This is a genomic window from Qipengyuania nanhaisediminis, assembly GCF_900115585.1.
GTDB classification, from domain to species: domain Bacteria; phylum Pseudomonadota; class Alphaproteobacteria; order Sphingomonadales; family Sphingomonadaceae; genus Qipengyuania; species Qipengyuania nanhaisediminis.
On sequence record NZ_FOWZ01000003.1, the window covers coordinates 453,872 to 468,332 of the forward strand.

At 62.7% G+C, this 14,461-nt stretch carries 15 protein-coding genes and 1 tRNA gene; 10 read left to right on the forward strand and 6 right to left on the reverse strand.

Features of this window, described 5'->3' with window-relative positions; all coding sequences use genetic code 11:
• Positions 1-46 precede the first annotated feature (46 nt).
• Entirely contained in the window at positions 47-457 is a 411-nt protein-coding gene (locus BM173_RS11075; protein WP_090481453.1) for an EVE domain-containing protein, read from the forward strand.
• Between the two features lie 9 nt (positions 458-466).
• On the opposite strand, the gene BM173_RS11080 is transcribed toward BM173_RS11075, so the two are convergent.
• Complete coding sequence (locus BM173_RS11080; protein WP_090481457.1) at positions 467-2,137, reverse strand: thiamine pyrophosphate-binding protein; 1,671 nt, start codon at positions 2,135-2,137, stop codon at positions 467-469.
• A gap of 150 nt (positions 2,138-2,287) precedes the next feature.
• On the opposite strand from BM173_RS11080, the gene BM173_RS14460 reads away from it, so the two are divergent.
• Positions 2,288-2,482 carry a hypothetical protein gene (locus BM173_RS14460; protein WP_143089629.1) on the forward strand — a complete coding sequence of 65 codons (195 nt, stop codon included), beginning with the start codon at positions 2,288-2,290 and terminating at the stop codon, positions 2,480-2,482.
• A 3-nt stretch (positions 2,483-2,485) separates the two neighbouring features.
• Here BM173_RS14460 and BM173_RS11085 read toward each other — a convergent pair whose 3' ends face one another.
• Complete coding sequence (locus BM173_RS11085; RefSeq protein WP_090481460.1) at positions 2,486-3,829, reverse strand: MFS transporter; 1,344 nt, start codon at positions 3,827-3,829, stop codon at positions 2,486-2,488.
• Positions 3,830-3,941: 112 nt separating this feature from the next.
• Here BM173_RS11085 and pgsA point away from each other — a divergent pair, with 112 nt between their 5' ends.
• On the forward strand, positions 3,942-4,535 hold the full coding sequence (gene pgsA, locus BM173_RS11090) for a CDP-diacylglycerol--glycerol-3-phosphate 3-phosphatidyltransferase (protein WP_090481463.1): 594 nt from the start codon (positions 3,942-3,944) through the stop codon (positions 4,533-4,535).
• On the opposite strand, the gene BM173_RS11095 is transcribed toward pgsA, so the two are convergent.
• Positions 4,532-5,998 (reverse strand): oligosaccharide flippase family protein, encoded by a 1,467-nt coding sequence (locus BM173_RS11095; protein WP_090481466.1) that lies wholly within the window; start codon positions 5,996-5,998, stop codon positions 4,532-4,534. The genes pgsA and BM173_RS11095 overlap by 4 nt on opposite strands.
• A gap of 195 nt (positions 5,999-6,193) precedes the next feature.
• Between BM173_RS11095 and BM173_RS11100 the strand changes: the two genes are divergently transcribed.
• Positions 6,194-6,463 (forward strand): hypothetical protein, encoded by a 270-nt coding sequence (locus BM173_RS11100; RefSeq protein ID WP_090481469.1) that lies wholly within the window; start codon positions 6,194-6,196, stop codon positions 6,461-6,463.
• Here BM173_RS11100 and BM173_RS11105 read toward each other — a convergent pair.
• On the reverse strand, positions 6,460-7,356 hold the full coding sequence (locus BM173_RS11105; protein WP_090481474.1) for a hydrogen peroxide-inducible genes activator: 897 nt from the start codon (positions 7,354-7,356) through the stop codon (positions 6,460-6,462). The genes BM173_RS11100 and BM173_RS11105 overlap by 4 nt on opposite strands.
• A complete protein-coding gene (rnd, locus tag BM173_RS11110) occupies positions 7,353-8,555 on the reverse strand; it encodes a ribonuclease D (protein ID WP_090481477.1) in 1,203 nt (400 codons plus the stop codon). Before rnd ends, BM173_RS11105 begins: the two co-directional genes overlap by 4 nt.
• A 169-nt stretch (positions 8,556-8,724) precedes the next feature.
• Here rnd and aspS point away from each other — a divergent pair, with 169 nt between their 5' ends.
• Positions 8,725-10,542, forward strand: coding sequence for an aspartate--tRNA ligase (aspS, locus tag BM173_RS11115; RefSeq protein ID WP_090481480.1), 1,818 nt, complete (start codon positions 8,725-8,727; stop codon positions 10,540-10,542).
• A gap of 57 nt (positions 10,543-10,599) precedes the next feature.
• Here aspS and BM173_RS11120 read toward each other — a convergent pair whose 3' ends face one another.
• Positions 10,600-11,031, reverse strand: coding sequence for a ferritin-like domain-containing protein (locus tag BM173_RS11120; protein ID WP_090481484.1), 432 nt, complete (start codon positions 11,029-11,031; stop codon positions 10,600-10,602).
• A 155-nt stretch (positions 11,032-11,186) separates the two neighbouring features.
• Between BM173_RS11120 and BM173_RS11125 the strand changes: the two genes are divergently transcribed.
• The 5 genes from BM173_RS11125 (at position 11,187) to BM173_RS11145 (ending at position 14,421) form a co-directional block, all read left to right on the forward strand.
• Complete coding sequence (locus BM173_RS11125) at positions 11,187-11,423, forward strand: acyl carrier protein (protein WP_090481488.1); 237 nt, start codon at positions 11,187-11,189, stop codon at positions 11,421-11,423.
• Between the two features lie 94 nt (positions 11,424-11,517).
• Complete coding sequence (fabF, locus tag BM173_RS11130; protein ID WP_090481491.1) at positions 11,518-12,777, forward strand: beta-ketoacyl-ACP synthase II; 1,260 nt, start codon at positions 11,518-11,520, stop codon at positions 12,775-12,777.
• A gap of 22 nt (positions 12,778-12,799) precedes the next feature.
• The gene (mltG, locus tag BM173_RS11135) at positions 12,800-13,753 is read left to right on the forward strand and encodes an endolytic transglycosylase MltG (protein WP_090481658.1); all 954 of its coding nucleotides are present in this window, start codon (positions 12,800-12,802) and stop codon (positions 13,751-13,753) included.
• Positions 13,750-14,268: a 2'-5' RNA ligase family protein gene (locus BM173_RS11140; protein WP_090481494.1), complete on the forward strand. Its 519-nt coding sequence runs from the start codon at positions 13,750-13,752 to the stop codon at positions 14,266-14,268. The genes mltG and BM173_RS11140 overlap by 4 nt, the downstream gene beginning before the upstream one ends.
• Positions 14,269-14,344: 76 nt before the next feature.
• Positions 14,345-14,421: transfer RNA gene (locus tag BM173_RS11145), tRNA-Met, on the forward strand.
• The last annotated feature ends 40 nt before the right edge of the window (positions 14,422-14,461 follow it).

A 14,461-nucleotide genomic window follows, 5' to 3' on the forward strand; every position in this document is an offset into this window, starting at 1 on the left:
CTAGTCCGCCGGAAAATTATCGAAGCTGACCAGGAGAAATTTGCGAATGGCCCGTTACTGGCTGATGAAATCGGAACCCTTCAAATATAGCTGGGACGACCTTGTCGCCGAGAAGGAAGGCACCTGGGACGGCGTTCGCAATCACCGCGCCAAGAACAATCTCGCTGCGATGGAAGTGGGCGACCAGGCGTTCTTCTACCACTCGCGCGAAGGGCTGGAGATCGTCGGCATTTGCGAAGTCAGCGTGGCCGGCATCACCGATCCGACCGACCCGGAAGGCAAGTGGGCCGCCGTGAAAATCGTTCCGAAGACCAAGCTGCCGAGCCCGGTTACGCTGAAGCAGATCAAGGCCGAACCCAAGCTCGAGGATTGCGAACTGGTACGCCTCTCGCGCCTGTCGGTCGCGGAAATCAAGCCCGACGAATGGTCCGTGATCTGCTCGATGGCAGGGATCTGACCCACGGGATCAGCTGCGGGCGCGCAATCCGCTGACGGTTGCGCCGCTCGCTGCCAACTGTTCGACATCGATCACGCAGTGAATGAGCCGCAGGCCTGTGCGGCCTTCCGCTGCAACCAGCGCATCCTTGAACTGCTCGGTCGTCTCTGCGCGCGCGGACCAGCCGCCATAGGCCTGCGCCAGTGCTGCAAAATCGGGATTGGCGAGGCGAGTGCCGCTGATGCGCTCTTCGCCCGGGAACTCGCGCTCCTGGTGCATGCGGATCGTGCCATAAGCCCCGTTGTCGACGATGACGACGATCAGATTGCCGCCGTGCTGGACGAGCGTGGCCATTTCCTGCCCGTTCATCATGAAATCGCCGTCGCCCGCTACGGCAACGACCGTGCGTTCGGGGAAGCGTAGCGAAGCGGCAACTGAGGCGGGCACACCATAGCCCATGGCGCCGCAGGTCGGTGCGAGCTGCGTCGGATAACCTTCATAGCGCCAGTAACGATGCCACCAGCCGGCGAAATTACCCGCGCCGTTGCAGATAATCGTGTCGGCGGGGAGCGTGTCGCGCATGAACTGGACGCACGCGCCCATATCGAGCGGGTAGTCGTTCGGCGTTGCCGTCGCCCAGGCTTCCCATTCGGCATTCGCCTGCGCCCCGGCATCGAAATCGATCGTGTCGCCATCGTCCCACAAGGCGGCGCTTTCCGCGAACTCGTCTATCTCGGCACAGATGGCGAGATCGGTGGGATAGACGCGGTGCAATTCCTCCGGGTCGGGATGGACATGGATCAGTGTGCGATCGGCATCCTCCAGCGGCGGAACGGTGTAGCCGTCGGTGGTTGCCTCGCCGAGCCGTGCGCCGACCGCGAGCACCAGGTCGGCGTTCTTCACGCGCTCGACCAGCTTGGGATTGGGGCCGTAGCCCAGCGCTCCGGCATAGACGCGGCTCGACGGGCTGATCGCGTCCTGGCGGCGGAAGGCAGTGGCGACGGGAATGCCGAGGCGTTCGGCGAAGAGCTGGAAGTGCTCGCGCGCCTTTGCGTTCCACCCGGCGCCGCCGACTATGGCGACCGGCGAAGCAGCATCGGCGATAAGCGCCATCATCGCCTGCATTGCATCGGGGCAGGGGGCCTGCGCAGGCCGCTCCACCCGTTTGCGGGGCTTCGCCGCAGTGTCGTGGCTCAGCATGTCTTCGGGAAGGGCCAGCACGACCGGCCCGGGGCGCCCGGAAATGGCCGTGGCATAGGCGCGGGCGACGTACTCCGGGATGCGGTCCGCGCTGTCGATACGGGCGGCCCATTTCGCGACCGGTCCGAAGAAGGCCGCGAAGTCGACTTCCTGGAAGCCTTCACGGTCGCGCATGCCGGAATCGACGTCGCCGACGAACATGATCATCGGCTGGGAATCCTGCTGGGCGACGTGGATGCCGATGCTGGCATTGGTCGCGCCCGGGCCGCGCGTGACGAAGGCGATCCCCGGCCTTCCGGTCATGGCACCGTCCGCGCACGCCATCATCGCAACCCCGCCTTCCTGACGACAGGTGACAAGCTCGATCGTCTCCTGCTGGCCGAGCGCGTCGAGCACCTGCAGGAAGCTTTCTCCCGGCACGGTGAAGATTCGGTCGCAGCCCTGTTCGATCAGGCAATCGACGAGCAGTTTCGCGGCGGCGGGAGTGGGGCGCTTGGTCATGGATCAGGCGGTTAGCCTTGCCGGCTGCTTCGCGCAATCGCGGTGGCAAATCTTGCCACTTATCCTCAGCAAACACGCTGAATGTCCCGAATTGCTACAGCGTTGATTGTGCGGGACGCGAAGAGTTAAAAATGCGTTAAGACCTGCATCATGAGACGCGCATTAGTCCTTAACACCGAAGCCGCCCGCCACTGGTTGCGGGCAAGTCTGCCCCAGCGCCGTGCGATGTTCGCCGACGTGCCGCAGGACCAGCCGATCGACTGGCGGCTGACCGCTTCGGATGTACGCGGCGCGGCGACGGTCTATTTCGCGACCTTCGCAGCGGTTCTCGCCTTTATCGCCTGATTGTCAGGCCCGATTGAGGGCTGCGGCACTACGCTCTGCTTTCAAAAGTTTGCGACCCAACCACGCTGAGATCAGGCACATCAGTGCGCTGATGAGTACCTGTTCCACGATCGGGACCCCGGCCGCGCTCATCCCCATCGCGAGGAGCGAGCCGCAGACCATCGCCCCTGAATTGACGATATTGTTGGCCGCAATCGTGCGGGAGGCTTTTTCGGGAGCCACGCGCGTCGTCAGGAAGGCGTAGAGCGGCACGACGAACATCCCGCCTGCAATCGCGATGCCGAGCAGGCACAGCAGCAGCACGGTCGCCATGGGCCAGGCGAGGAAGCCTGCCACATCGAGCAGTTCGGTCGGCTGGTCAGCCTCCCATAATTTCGCGACGCTGTAGAAAGCGATCACGAAGAGGCCCATCACGATCACCGATTGCGAGGCATAGCGGGCCGAGACCTCGCCTTTGAGCAGGGCGTTGATAGCGACCGATCCGATGGCGATCCCGACCGAGAAGATGACGAGGAACAGGCTCGCCACTTCCTTGCTGGCCATGATCACGTTCTTGGCGAGCGGGGGGAACTGGATGAACAGCACCGCGCCGATGGTCCAGAAGAAGCTGATCGCGATGATGGCGTAATAGACTTCGCGCGCGTGCATGGTTTCGCGCACAAGCTGCACCGATGCGCGAAGGATGTGCCAGTCGAGCTTTTCCGGCGCACCCTGCGGCGGGGCGTCGGGCACCTGGCGGCTGACGAAATAGGCGACGACCGAGGTGAGGATGATACCCACCGCTGCGACTTCGACGGGGATCCAGCCGGCCAGGATCGTACCGGCCAGGATGGCGATATAGGTCCCGGCCTCGACCAGCCCCGTGCCAGCGAGCACCTCGTCCTTCTTGAGGTGCTGCGGCAGGATTGCGTATTTGATCGGTCCGAGGAAGGTGGACTGTACGCCGGTCAGGAACAGCGCAAACAGCATCAGGACGATCGGCAAGGTAGTCTCGATGCCGAACAGGCTGACCGGCAGGTCATAGCCTTTCCAGGCGAGGTACAACCCGCTCGCCCCGATAAGCATCAGGATTATTTCGCAGAATTTGACCTTGCGGATGATCGCCGCCTTGTCGCGCATGTCGGCAAGCTGCCCCGCCAGCGCGGACAGGATGAAGAAGGGCAGGATGAACAATCCCGACGCGATGGCGCTGAACTGGCCCTCCGCCTCTTCGGAATTGTAGATCTGGTAGACCACGAAGAGCACCATCGCGGTCTTGTAGAGGTTGTCGTTGAACGCGTTGAACAGCTGCGTCACGAATAGCGGCAGGAAACGCCTGCTGCGCAGCAAATGTGTAGATGTAAGCATGACCCCCCGGGCACAACCTCGGCTCCGCAGCCCTTGTGCGGACTAACGCAGGCGCGGACAAGGCAAATGTGCCGCTTTTGCGCCGGACAGTTTGTCGTTAGAGCGATTCGTCATGTTGAGCCTGCCCAACATCCTCACGCTTTCGCGCATCGTCGCGATCCCGCTGCTGGCCTTCCTATTGTGGCGGCCGGGCTGGGAAACCGGCTATCTTGCGGCCTTCGTGCTCTACTGCGCGATGGGCATCACCGATTATTTCGACGGCATGCTCGCCCGTTCCAGCGGGGCAGTTTCGAAGCTGGGCATTTTCCTCGACCCGATTGCCGACAAGATCATGGTCGCATCTGTGATCCTCGTGCTGGCGGCGCAAGGTGTGCTGACGGGGCCCTATGTCGGGGACATGCATGTTATTGCCGGACTGATCATTCTCGTGCGCGAGATCGCGGTGTCGGGCCTGCGCGAATTCCTCGGTGGACTGCAGGTGTCGGTTCCGGTGAGCAAGCTCGCCAAGTGGAAGACAACCTTCCAGCTGATGTCGCTTGGTTCGCTGATCCTCGGGCAGGGGCTGCCGCGCTGGACGGTGATGATCGGCGATATCGCGGCGAATGTCCCGCACACGGTCGGTCTCGTGACCTTGTGGGCGGCCGCGATCCTGACGCTGATTACCGGCTGGGACTATCTGCGCGTCGGCCTCAAGCACATGGACTAGCGCCGCCGCAGGTTGCGGCCTGCGACGCGAAGGAACTCGGCCTCGCTGGAATCGGGGCGGCCTGAGATAAACCACAGCAGCCAGAGCATCGCGGCATAGCTCGCCGCGCCCACGCCTGCGCGCCAGATCAGCTCGACCAGCAGAGAGGTCGACAGCTCCGGCAGGCTGATTACCAGCCCATACATGGCCGCAGCGGCAAGGAAGGGGCGGGCCACGGCCACGATTGCGCCGAAGACGCTCCCTCGCGACAGGTGCGAGATTATGGCAAGGCCGAGCAGCAATTGCGCTGCGCTTACGGCAAGGCCGGTCTGGGCAATGGCCAGCGGCGACCCACCGTTTGCGGCGACCGTGACGACCGCGATCACCATCGCGGCCAGTGCGCCAAGGCACAGCAGTCCGGACACCCGTTCGTGTCCGCCTGCCTGGAGCGAGGAGGCAATCAGGCGGAACACGGCGATGAGAGCCGTGCCGACGGCGATAGGCGCGACCAGCACGGCGGCGGCACCCCATTGCTCGCCCAAGAACACGCGGATGAACTGTTCCGACACCGCCGCTAGGCCCAACCCCATCGGTGCGGCCATCATGGCATAGCCGCCCAGCGAGCGGGCGATGCGGCGCCCCTGTTCGGTAAATGCACCGTTGCGTGCCGTCGTCACGTATGTCACGCGGTTGAGGGCCATCGCGATTTCCTGCGTTAGGATATTGGCCACGTCCTTGCTGACGGAAAATGCACCAACCGTGCCGGTGTCGGCCACGCGGCCCACGGTCAGGCGCTCCACCTGGCTATAGAAGACCTGCGCGGCAGCCCCGGCAAAGATCCACAAGGAGACGCCGAGCAGCTCTGCCCGGCGCGCCAGCGACAGTCGCGGGCGATAGGGCTGCATCGTGTAGGAGAGCACCATGAGGATCAGGGATTGCACGATCATCCCTGCGACCAGCGCCCAATAGGACCGAAGCCACAGGGCCAACCCGACGGTCACGAAGAACGATACGATCCGTGCCGTGCCCTTCATCTTCAAGTCGCGGCCAAAGGCGAAATCGCGCTCGAACTCGACGATACCGATATTCATCGCCCCGAGCATGAGGAAGCGGAGCGACAGCGCGTAGATGACCGGCTCTACCCGCGGCTCTGCAAAGAAAGCCGCAGCCGGGCCGGCGATGACGAACAGGACCGCGGCGAGCAGGACGAACATCACGATCTGGATGGTCCAGGCCGTGTCGTAATAGTCCCGCTCCAGCTTCTCCATCCGCAGCAGGGCCTGTTTCATGCCGAGGTAGGAGAATGTCTCGACAAGCGCGACAGCCGTCATCGCCAGGCCGACCACGCCGAAATCGGCCGGGGTGAGCAGGCGCGCGAGGACGAATACCGATACGAGGCCGATTGCGCGCAAGACCCACGTCATCGCGACGGCCACCGCAGCGCCGCGATAGACGCCGACCTGTGCGCTCTCCCCCTTGCTCACCGGTAGTGTGCCCCGGTCAATTGCATGACGATCTCGACCCCCCTGATGCGGCTCGCGTGATCCCGTGTCGGTGCCGCACAGCCACCTTTAGGGGCGTGTACGAGACATGACCAGTCGCACCGCGTTCACGACGGGGCGGGGATACGGGCCGGGTGGTCAACGGTTTCTTTACCAACAAGAATTACTACGGTTCGCATGACTGCCACGCTACACATGCTCCTCGCGGCGCTGCTCAAGGTCGGCGCTGTTGCGATCATCTTCAACGAGATCCGCGGCCTCGTGCTCGCGGCGCCCGTGCTTTACGGACTGTACCTGTCCGGCGGTACGGCGATGGCAATCTGGATCGCCTTCTGCTCGCTTGCAGGCATCGCGCTCAGCGTGATCGTCCCGATGTTCGTCGTGAAGAAGGCCGACCGCTATCTTAAGTCCAAGGTCAAGCAGGACGAAGAAGCACTCGCCGCCTAACCGGCGCGCAATTCTTCCGCCAACAATTCGAAATCGTCCCGGCGCGGGGAATTCTTGCGCCAGATGAGCGCGATCTCGCGGCTTGCCGCCTTGCTCTTGAGCGGGCGCGCGACGACGTCCGTGCCGTTCAAAATCCCTGCATCGACCGCCATCTGCGGCAACATGGTCAGGCCAAGGCCGTTGTCGACCATCTGTACCAGCGTGTGCAGGCTGGTGCCGATCATCGTCGCACTTCCGCGCAATTCGGGCCGGTTGCAGGCCGCCAGCGCGTGTTCCTTCAGGCAATGGCCGTCTTCCAGCAGTAGCAGCCGTCCCTCGTCGATCATGTCGGCGGAAATGGTTGCCGGCGGATCGCGCGGGTCGTCTTTCGGGAATGCGACATAAAGCGGATCGTCGGCAATATGGGCCTGTTCCACTTCACCCGTGGCGAAGGGCAGGGCGAGGAGGACGCAATCGACCCTTCCGTGCTGGAGCGATTCGACGGCATCCTGGCTGGTCTCTTCGCGCAGGAACAGCTCGAGCTCGGGCCTTTCCTTGCGCAGCCGGGGCAGGAAACGCGGCAGCATAAAGGGCGCGATCGTGGGGATCACGCTCATGCGCAATTGCCCCGCCAGCGGCTTCCCGGCAGCCTGGACGAGATCGGCCAGTTCCTCCGCCTCGCGCAGGATGCGATGCGCTTTCTCGACCACCTGGTTGCCCAGCGCCGTAAAGCGCACCACGCGGCGGCTCCGCTCGACTAGGGTGACGCCAAGCAGCGATTCCAGCTCGCGAATGCCCGCCGACAAGGTCGATTGCGAAACGAAGCTGGCCTCTGCCGCACGGCCGAAATGGCCATGTTCGTGCAGGGCTACGAGATATTGCAGCTGCTTGAGGGTGGGGAGGTAGGTACTCACTCTGCCGCCTGCGCTTCGCTCAATTCGCTTCCCATGTCGTCGATGTGAGTCATCAGCAGCTTGCCGTCCTTCACCGCGAAGGCGAGCCTGCCTTCGACCAGCTCGAGCGCATCCTTGCCGAAGACCTCGTAGCGCCAGCCTTCGAGGATCGGGAGCTTGCGAACGCCTGCGGCCAGCGCTTCCATTTCGTCCGCCCGGGTCAGCAGGCGAGCGGCGATGTCGATTTCGCGCGCGCGGATCTTGAGCAACAGCTTGAGGAGATCGGCGACCAGTGCGCCTTCCTTGCCGAGCGGCGCGCCGCGCTTCGGCTTGTCGGGCATTTCGCTCTTCGGCATCGGCTCCGCCTTGTCGAGCACCTTCATCAGCCGCTTGCCGATATCGTTGTCGCGCCAGGCGTTTGACAGGCCGCGGACCTTGGTGAGGTCGGCCTGCTTCTTGGGCGGATGGCTGGCAATGTCGGCCAGCGTTTCATCGCGCATGATCCGGCCGCGCGGGATATTCTTGTGCTGCGCTTCGCCTTCGCGCCATGCGGCCAGCGCCTTGAGGCGGCCGAGAACCGAAGGATTGCGTCCGGGCGAGCGTATGCGCTTCCAGGCAAGATCGGCATCGTTAGCGTAATTCGCCGGATCGGCCAGCTTGTCCATTTCGGCGTTTAGCCATGCGCCGCGGCCCGTCTGCACCAGCTTGTCGAGGATCTTGGGGAAGATCTTGGACAGATGGGTCACATCGCCGATCGCATATTCGATCTGCCTTTCGGTCAGGGGGCGGCGGCTCCAGTCGGTAAAGCGGGCGCCCTTGTCCACCGTGAAGCCGAGCCAGCTTTCGACAAGGTTGGCATAGCCGATCTGTTCGGACTGGCTGATCGCCATCATTGCGATCTGCGTGTCGAAGATGGGGTGCGGCGTCTTGCCGGTGAAGTTGTAGACGATCTCGACATCCTGCCCTCCGGCGTGGAAGACCTTGAGCACGTCTTCATTGTCGCACATCAAATCCCACAGCGGGGCAAGGTCGATGCCGTCTGCCAGCGGATCGATTGCCGCGGCTTCTTCCTCGTTCGCGATCTGCACCAGGCACAGTTCCGGCCAGTAGGTGTTCTCGCGCATGAACTCGGTGTCGACGGTGACGAATTCGCTTTTTGCCAGGCGCTCGCACAAGTCGGCGAGGGCATCGGTGGTCGTTATCAGGTCGTGTATTTTCATCGTGTCTTTTCATGTTGCGAGCGGAGTACCGCTCCCGCACCGCCACAAGCATTTGCCAAAGTCTTGACAAAAACCCGCCGGTGCCCTGTTAGCGCGCGCGATTCCTGTTAAAGGAGCGCGCACGCTCGCGCCCTTAGCGCCATACATCCCAAATTGGAAAGACTTCCAGATGCACGCCTATCGTACCCACAACTGCGCTCAGCTGACAAAAGAGAATGTCGGCGACACCGTTCGCCTGTCCGGCTGGGTGCACAACAAGCGCGACCATGGCGGCGTGCTGTTCGTCGACCTGCGCGACCATTACGGCATCACGCAGATCGTTGCCGACAGCGACAGCAAGGCGCTTCCGGTGCTCGAAAAGCTCAAGCTGGAATCGGTCGTCACTATCGATGGGACGGTGAAGGCGCGCGACGAAGTGGCGGTCAACAAGAACCTGCCCACCGGCGAGATCGAGGTCTTCGCCCGCGAAATCGAAATCCAGAGCCGCGCGGAAGACCTGCCGCTGATCGTCAACCAAGCCGAAGACTATCCGGAAGAAACACGCCTCAAGTACCGTTTCGTCGACCTGCGCCGCGAGCGCGTTCACAAGAACATCATGCTGCGCAACCAGGTCATCACCAGCCTGCGCCGCCACATGACCGATCAGGGTTTCAGCGAATTCCAGACGCCGATCCTTGGCGCATCCAGCCCCGAAGGCGCGCGCGACTACCTCGTGCCCAGCCGTCTGCATCCCGGCCGCTTCTACGCGCTTCCGCAGGCGCCGCAGATGTTCAAGCAGCTGCTGATGGTCGCCGGTTTTGACCGCTACTTCCAGATCGCGCCCTGCTTCCGCGACGAAGACCTTCGCGCAGACCGCTCTCCTGAGTTCTACCAGCTCGACTTCGAAATGAGCTTCGTGACGCAGGAAGACGTCTTCCAGGCGATCGAACCCGTCCTTGCCGGCGTGTTCGAGGAGTTTTCGGGCGGTAAGACCGTGACGCCAGCCGGTGAATTCCCGCGCATCCCCTATGCCGAAGCGATGCTGAAGTACGGCACCGATAAGCCCGACCTGCGCAACCCGCTGATCATCTCGGACGTCACCCACCACTTCGAAAAGAGCGGTTTCGGCCTGTTCGAGAAGATCGTCGGCACCGGCGGTCGCGTCCGCGTGGTCCCGGCTCCCAACACCCACGAGAAAAGCCGTAAGTTCTTCGACGAAATGAACGACTGGGCCCGCAAGGAAGGCTTTGCCGGCCTCGGCTATGTCACCCGCAAGGGTGGCGAGTTCGGCGGCCCGATCGCCAAGAACCACGGCACGGAAGGCATGGAAAAGCTTTATGCCGAACTCGGCCTTGGTGAAAACGACGGCCTGTTCTTTGCGGCCGGCAAGGAAAAGGACGCAGCGAAGCTCGCAGGTGCAGCCCGTACGCGCGTCGGCAAAGTGCTCGAACTGATCGAGGAAAATTGCTTCAAGTTCTGCTGGATCGTCGACTTCCCGATGTTCGAGTATGACGAAGAGCTCAAGAAGGTCGATTTCAGCCACAACCCGTTCTCGATGCCGCAGGGCGAGATGGAAGCGCTGGAAACCAAGGACCCGCTCGATATCCTGGCGTGGCAGTACGACATCGTCTGCAACGGCTACGAATTGTCCTCGGGCGCGATCCGGAACCACAAGCCGGAAATCATGTACAAGGCGTTCGAGATCGCCGGTTACACGCAGGCCGATGTCGACGAGAACTTCTCCGGCATGATCGAAGCCTTCAAGCTCGGCGCACCGCCGCACGGTGGCTCGGCGCCCGGGATCGACCGCATCGTGATGCTGCTCGCCGACGAGCCGAACATCCGTGAAGTGATTGCCTTCCCGCTCAACCAGAAGGCGCAGGACCTTATGATGGGCGCGCCCAACCTCGTTAGTCCGCGCCAGCTGCGCGATGTGCATATCCGCACGGTCGATGCGCCCAAGCCGCAGGGCGCCGAGGCAACCCGCGTGGACCGCGCCGGAGACTGATAGAAAAAGGGGCGCGGAGACCGATCTCCGCGCCCCTATTTTCGATAGCAGGCAAACTTAGTCGTACTGCTTCGCGATCATGTCGCCGAAGCGTTCGCCTTCGCATATCTCCGCGTAAGCCTGCTGGACGATGGCGCGTTCCTGCGCTTCGAGCTGGTCGCTTTCCAGCGCCTGTTCGAATTTGCCCTTGATGTAGTCTTCGCCTTCCTCGACGCGCTCTGCGGCGGCTTCGTCGTCGTTCTCGAACGCGCTCGTGATGCTCTGCCACATCTGGTGCGCTTCGCCGGTCATCGTGCCCTTGGTGACAAGCTCGTCACCCTGGCGCTGCAGTTCGGCATTCATCTGCTGTAGGGTTTGCTCCCGGCTCTGGCAGCGCTGCTGGAGTGCCTGCTTCAACTGCGGGCTATCGGCCTTCTCACCGGCCTGGCGGTAACCTTCGACCGAATCATAGGTGGTGTCGGTGAGGCTCTTGAATACGGTGCTGGACATGTTTTCGTTACCTTTTCAAAGTGATAGATGACCAGCAAACGGTCCAGATGCACTTTTGGCTCGACCAACCGGACGAGTTGCCCTTGCGCTGCGCCGCGCCGTTGATTAGGGCGAAAGCCAACTTGCTAACCCCCATGAATTCGAGAGGGAATAAAATGAGCGAAACTGCCGACCGCGTGCAGAAAATTGTTGTCGAGCACCTCGGCGTCGAAGCCGACAAGGTGACGCAGGAAGCCAGCTTCATCGACGATCTCGGTGCAGACAGCCTCGACATCGTGGAATTGGTCATGGCGTTCGAAGAAGAGTTCGGCGTCGAAATCCCCGACGATGCGGCTGAGAAGATCACCACCGTCGGCGATGCGACCAAGTACATCGAAGAGCACAAGGGCTAATTCCCTCAAAGGCTCAATTTCCCGCGTAAGGCGGGACCGGACAGGCCCGACCCGATAGCGGGCCGGGCCTGTTGTTTTTTACGCGGAGAATTACATGCGTCGTGTGGTCGTTACCGGACTTGGCCTCGTCACCCCCCTGGGCGGCGATGTAGAGACTACCTGGTCCAATCTCATCGCTGGCAAGAGCGGGGCGGGCAAGATCACCCGCTTCGATGCGTCGAACCAGAAGGCGCAGATCGCCTGCGAGGTTAAGGACAAGGACCACGAGTACGGCTTCGATCCGAACAAGCGCCTCGACCACAAGGTCCAGCGCCAGGTCGATCCGTTCATCATCTACGGCATCGACGCCGCCGGACAGGCCATCGAAGACGCTGGCCTCGAAGACATGGACGAAGCGACCAAGTTGCGCACCGGCGTGTCGATCGGTTCGGGCATCGGAGGCCTTCCGGGGATCGAGAGCGAATCCATCGTCCTCCACGAACGCGGACCGGGTCGCGTATCGCCGCACTTCGTACACGGGCGACTGATCAACCTCATCAGCGGCCAGGTATCGATCAAATACGGCCTGATGGGCCCCAATCACGCAGTCGTGACCGCCTGTTCGACCGGCGCGCACTCGATCGGCGATGCCGCGCGCATGATCGCGCTCGACGATGCCGACATCATGCTGGCAGGCGGCGCGGAAAGCACTGTGAACCCGCTCGGCGTGGCAGGTTTTGCGCAGGCGCGCGCGCTCAACATGAGCATGAACGACACACCCGAGAAGGCGAGCCGCCCCTACGACAAGAACCGTGACGGCTTCGTCATGGGCGAGGGTGCGGGCGTAGTTGTTCTTGAGGAATACGAGCACGCCAAGGCTCGCGGCGCGAAGATCTATGCCGAAGTCGTCGGCTATGGCCTGTCGGGCGATGCCTATCACGTCACCGCCCCGCACCCGGAAGGCAAGGGCGCGGAACTGGCGATGCGCATGGCGCTGAAGAAGTCGGGCCTCGAGGCTTGCGACATCGATTACGTTAATGCGCACGGAACCTCGACCATGGCGGACACGATCGAACTCGCCGCGGTAAAGCGCGTGCTGGGCGACGATCTGTGCGGCGCATCCATGAGCAGCACGAAGTCGGCCATCGGCCACCTCCTCGGCGGCGCGGGTGCGGTTGAAGCGATCTTCTGCATTCTCGCAATCCGCGACCAGATCGTCCCGCCCACGCTCAATCTCGAAGATCCGGACGAGGGCACGGAAGGCGTCGATCTCGTTCCGCTCACGGCCAAGAAGCGCGAAGTGAAAGCGGCGCTCAACAACAGCTTCGGCTTTGGCGGAACTAACGCTTCGCTGATCGTCAAGAAGGTCGACTAAGGTGACAAAACGCTCCGCGCTGATGCTCGGCGCGGTTGCCGCGCTGGTTATCGCTGCTGCAGCCGTATGGTTCGCCAGCGGCTGGTTCGGCTCCGCCCAGATCGAGGAAGACACGACCTTCATCGTGCCCTCGGGATCGACGCTGACCTCGGTGGCGAACCGCATGGAGGACGAGGGCGTTGTTGCGTCCGCCGATGCTTTCCTGCTGCGTGCGAAGATCTTCGGCGGCGGCGATCCGATCCAGGCGGGGGAATTCCTGCTGCCCGCTAACGCCAGCCAGTCGCAGATCCTGGACATGTTCCAGTCGGGCGACGTCATCCGCCGCTTCGTCACCATTCCCGAAGGCATGCCATCGATCCTGGTGTGGGAACGCCTGATGGCGCAGAAGCACCTCACCGGCGAAATCCCGGTGCCGCAGGAAGGTAGCGTCCTGCCCGACACCTATGATTTCGAACGTGGCGAGGAACGGGCGGCCGTGCTCGCCCGAATGCAGGCCGCGATGCAGAATTACCTCGCCGAGGCCTGGCCGCGCCGCAAGGAAGGGATCGCGGTCGACAATGTGAAGGACGCGCTGATCCTCGCATCGATCGTCGAGAAGGAAACCGGGGTGCCGGAAGAGCGGCGCATGGTCGCAGGGCTTTATTCGAACCGTCTCAAGGACGGCATGCTGCTGCAGGCGGACCCGACGATCATCTACCCGATCACCAAGGGCAAGCCGCTTGGCCGCCGCATCCGGCAATCGGAAATCGCCGCGGTGAACGACTACAATACCTATTCGATGGTCGGCCTGCCCAAGGGACCGATTACCAATCCGGGCCGCGAATCCATCGCCGCCGTCCTCGATCCGGAGGCCACCGAAGCGCGCTACATGGTAGCCGACGGGACCGGCGGGCACGCCTTTGCCGAGACGCTGGCGGAGCATAATGCTAACGTCGAGAAGTGGTTCGCCCTGCGCCGCGAACGCGGTGAGATGTGAGCGGGGGCGACGCGCCCCTGATCCTGACGGCCGAGCTGCCCGTAGACCTCCACGGTCGCTTCACCGACCTGCGCACCGAGCATTTCCCGCCCGAGCGCAATTACCTTGAAGCGCATGTGACGCTGTTCCACGCCCTGCCGGCGCAGTGCGAAGACGAGGTCCGCCGCTACCTTGCGCGCCTCGTCGGCGAAACGGCGCCGGTCGAGGGGAGGGTAGAGGGCCTGATGTCGCTCGGCGGAGGCACCGCCATAAAGCTTGTCAGCCCCGACATGCTCGATTTGCGCCACAGGATAGCCGATCATTTTCAGGGCATGCTGACCAACCAGGATCAGCACCGACCCCGCCTGCACGTGACGATCCAGAACAAGGTCACTTCCAAGGAAGCAAAGGCGCTTCAGGCACAATTGAGCGGTGTGATCCAGCCCCGCGACTTCGCCTTTCGCGGCCTTGCGCTTTACGCCTACCGGGGCGGACCATGGGAGTTTCTGCGCCGCTTCGCATTTCGCGGGAAATGAGTGTTGACCGATAGGCGCGCGCGCCCTAAATGCGCCGCCTGCCGAGCGGGTATTTGCCCGCCGCATGGCCTTTCGGGGCGGAGTAGCTCAGGTGGTTAGAGCAGCGGAATCATAATCCGCGTGTCGGGGGTTCGAGTCCCTCCTCCGCTACCATTCTCGAATCCGCATGGGTTCGCTTGGGGCCGCATGCATC

Excerpts from the sequence above, each read along its gene's own strand:
- BM173_RS11075 (WP_090481453.1), top strand. The coding sequence starts at position 47 with ATGGCCCGTTACTGGCTGATGAAATCGGAACCCTTCAAATATAGCTGG.
- BM173_RS11080 (WP_090481457.1), bottom strand. The coding sequence starts at position 2,137 with ATGACCAAGCGCCCCACTCCCGCCGCCGCGAAACTGCTCGTCGATTGC.
- BM173_RS14460 (WP_143089629.1), top strand. The coding sequence starts at position 2,288 with ATGAGACGCGCATTAGTCCTTAACACCGAAGCCGCCCGCCACTGGTTG.
- BM173_RS11085 (WP_090481460.1), bottom strand. The coding sequence starts at position 3,829 with ATGCTTACATCTACACATTTGCTGCGCAGCAGGCGTTTCCTGCCGCTA.
- pgsA (WP_090481463.1), top strand. The coding sequence starts at position 3,942 with ATGTTGAGCCTGCCCAACATCCTCACGCTTTCGCGCATCGTCGCGATC.
- BM173_RS11100 (WP_090481469.1), top strand. The coding sequence starts at position 6,194 with ATGACTGCCACGCTACACATGCTCCTCGCGGCGCTGCTCAAGGTCGGC.
- rnd (WP_090481477.1), bottom strand. The coding sequence starts at position 8,555 with ATGAAAATACACGACCTGATAACGACCACCGATGCCCTCGCCGACTTG.
- aspS (WP_090481480.1), top strand. The coding sequence starts at position 8,725 with ATGCACGCCTATCGTACCCACAACTGCGCTCAGCTGACAAAAGAGAAT.
- BM173_RS11120 (WP_090481484.1), bottom strand. The coding sequence starts at position 11,031 with ATGTCCAGCACCGTATTCAAGAGCCTCACCGACACCACCTATGATTCG.
- BM173_RS11125 (WP_090481488.1), top strand. The coding sequence starts at position 11,187 with ATGAGCGAAACTGCCGACCGCGTGCAGAAAATTGTTGTCGAGCACCTC.
- fabF (WP_090481491.1), top strand. The coding sequence starts at position 11,518 with ATGCGTCGTGTGGTCGTTACCGGACTTGGCCTCGTCACCCCCCTGGGC.
- mltG (WP_090481658.1), top strand. The coding sequence starts at position 12,800 with ATGCTCGGCGCGGTTGCCGCGCTGGTTATCGCTGCTGCAGCCGTATGG.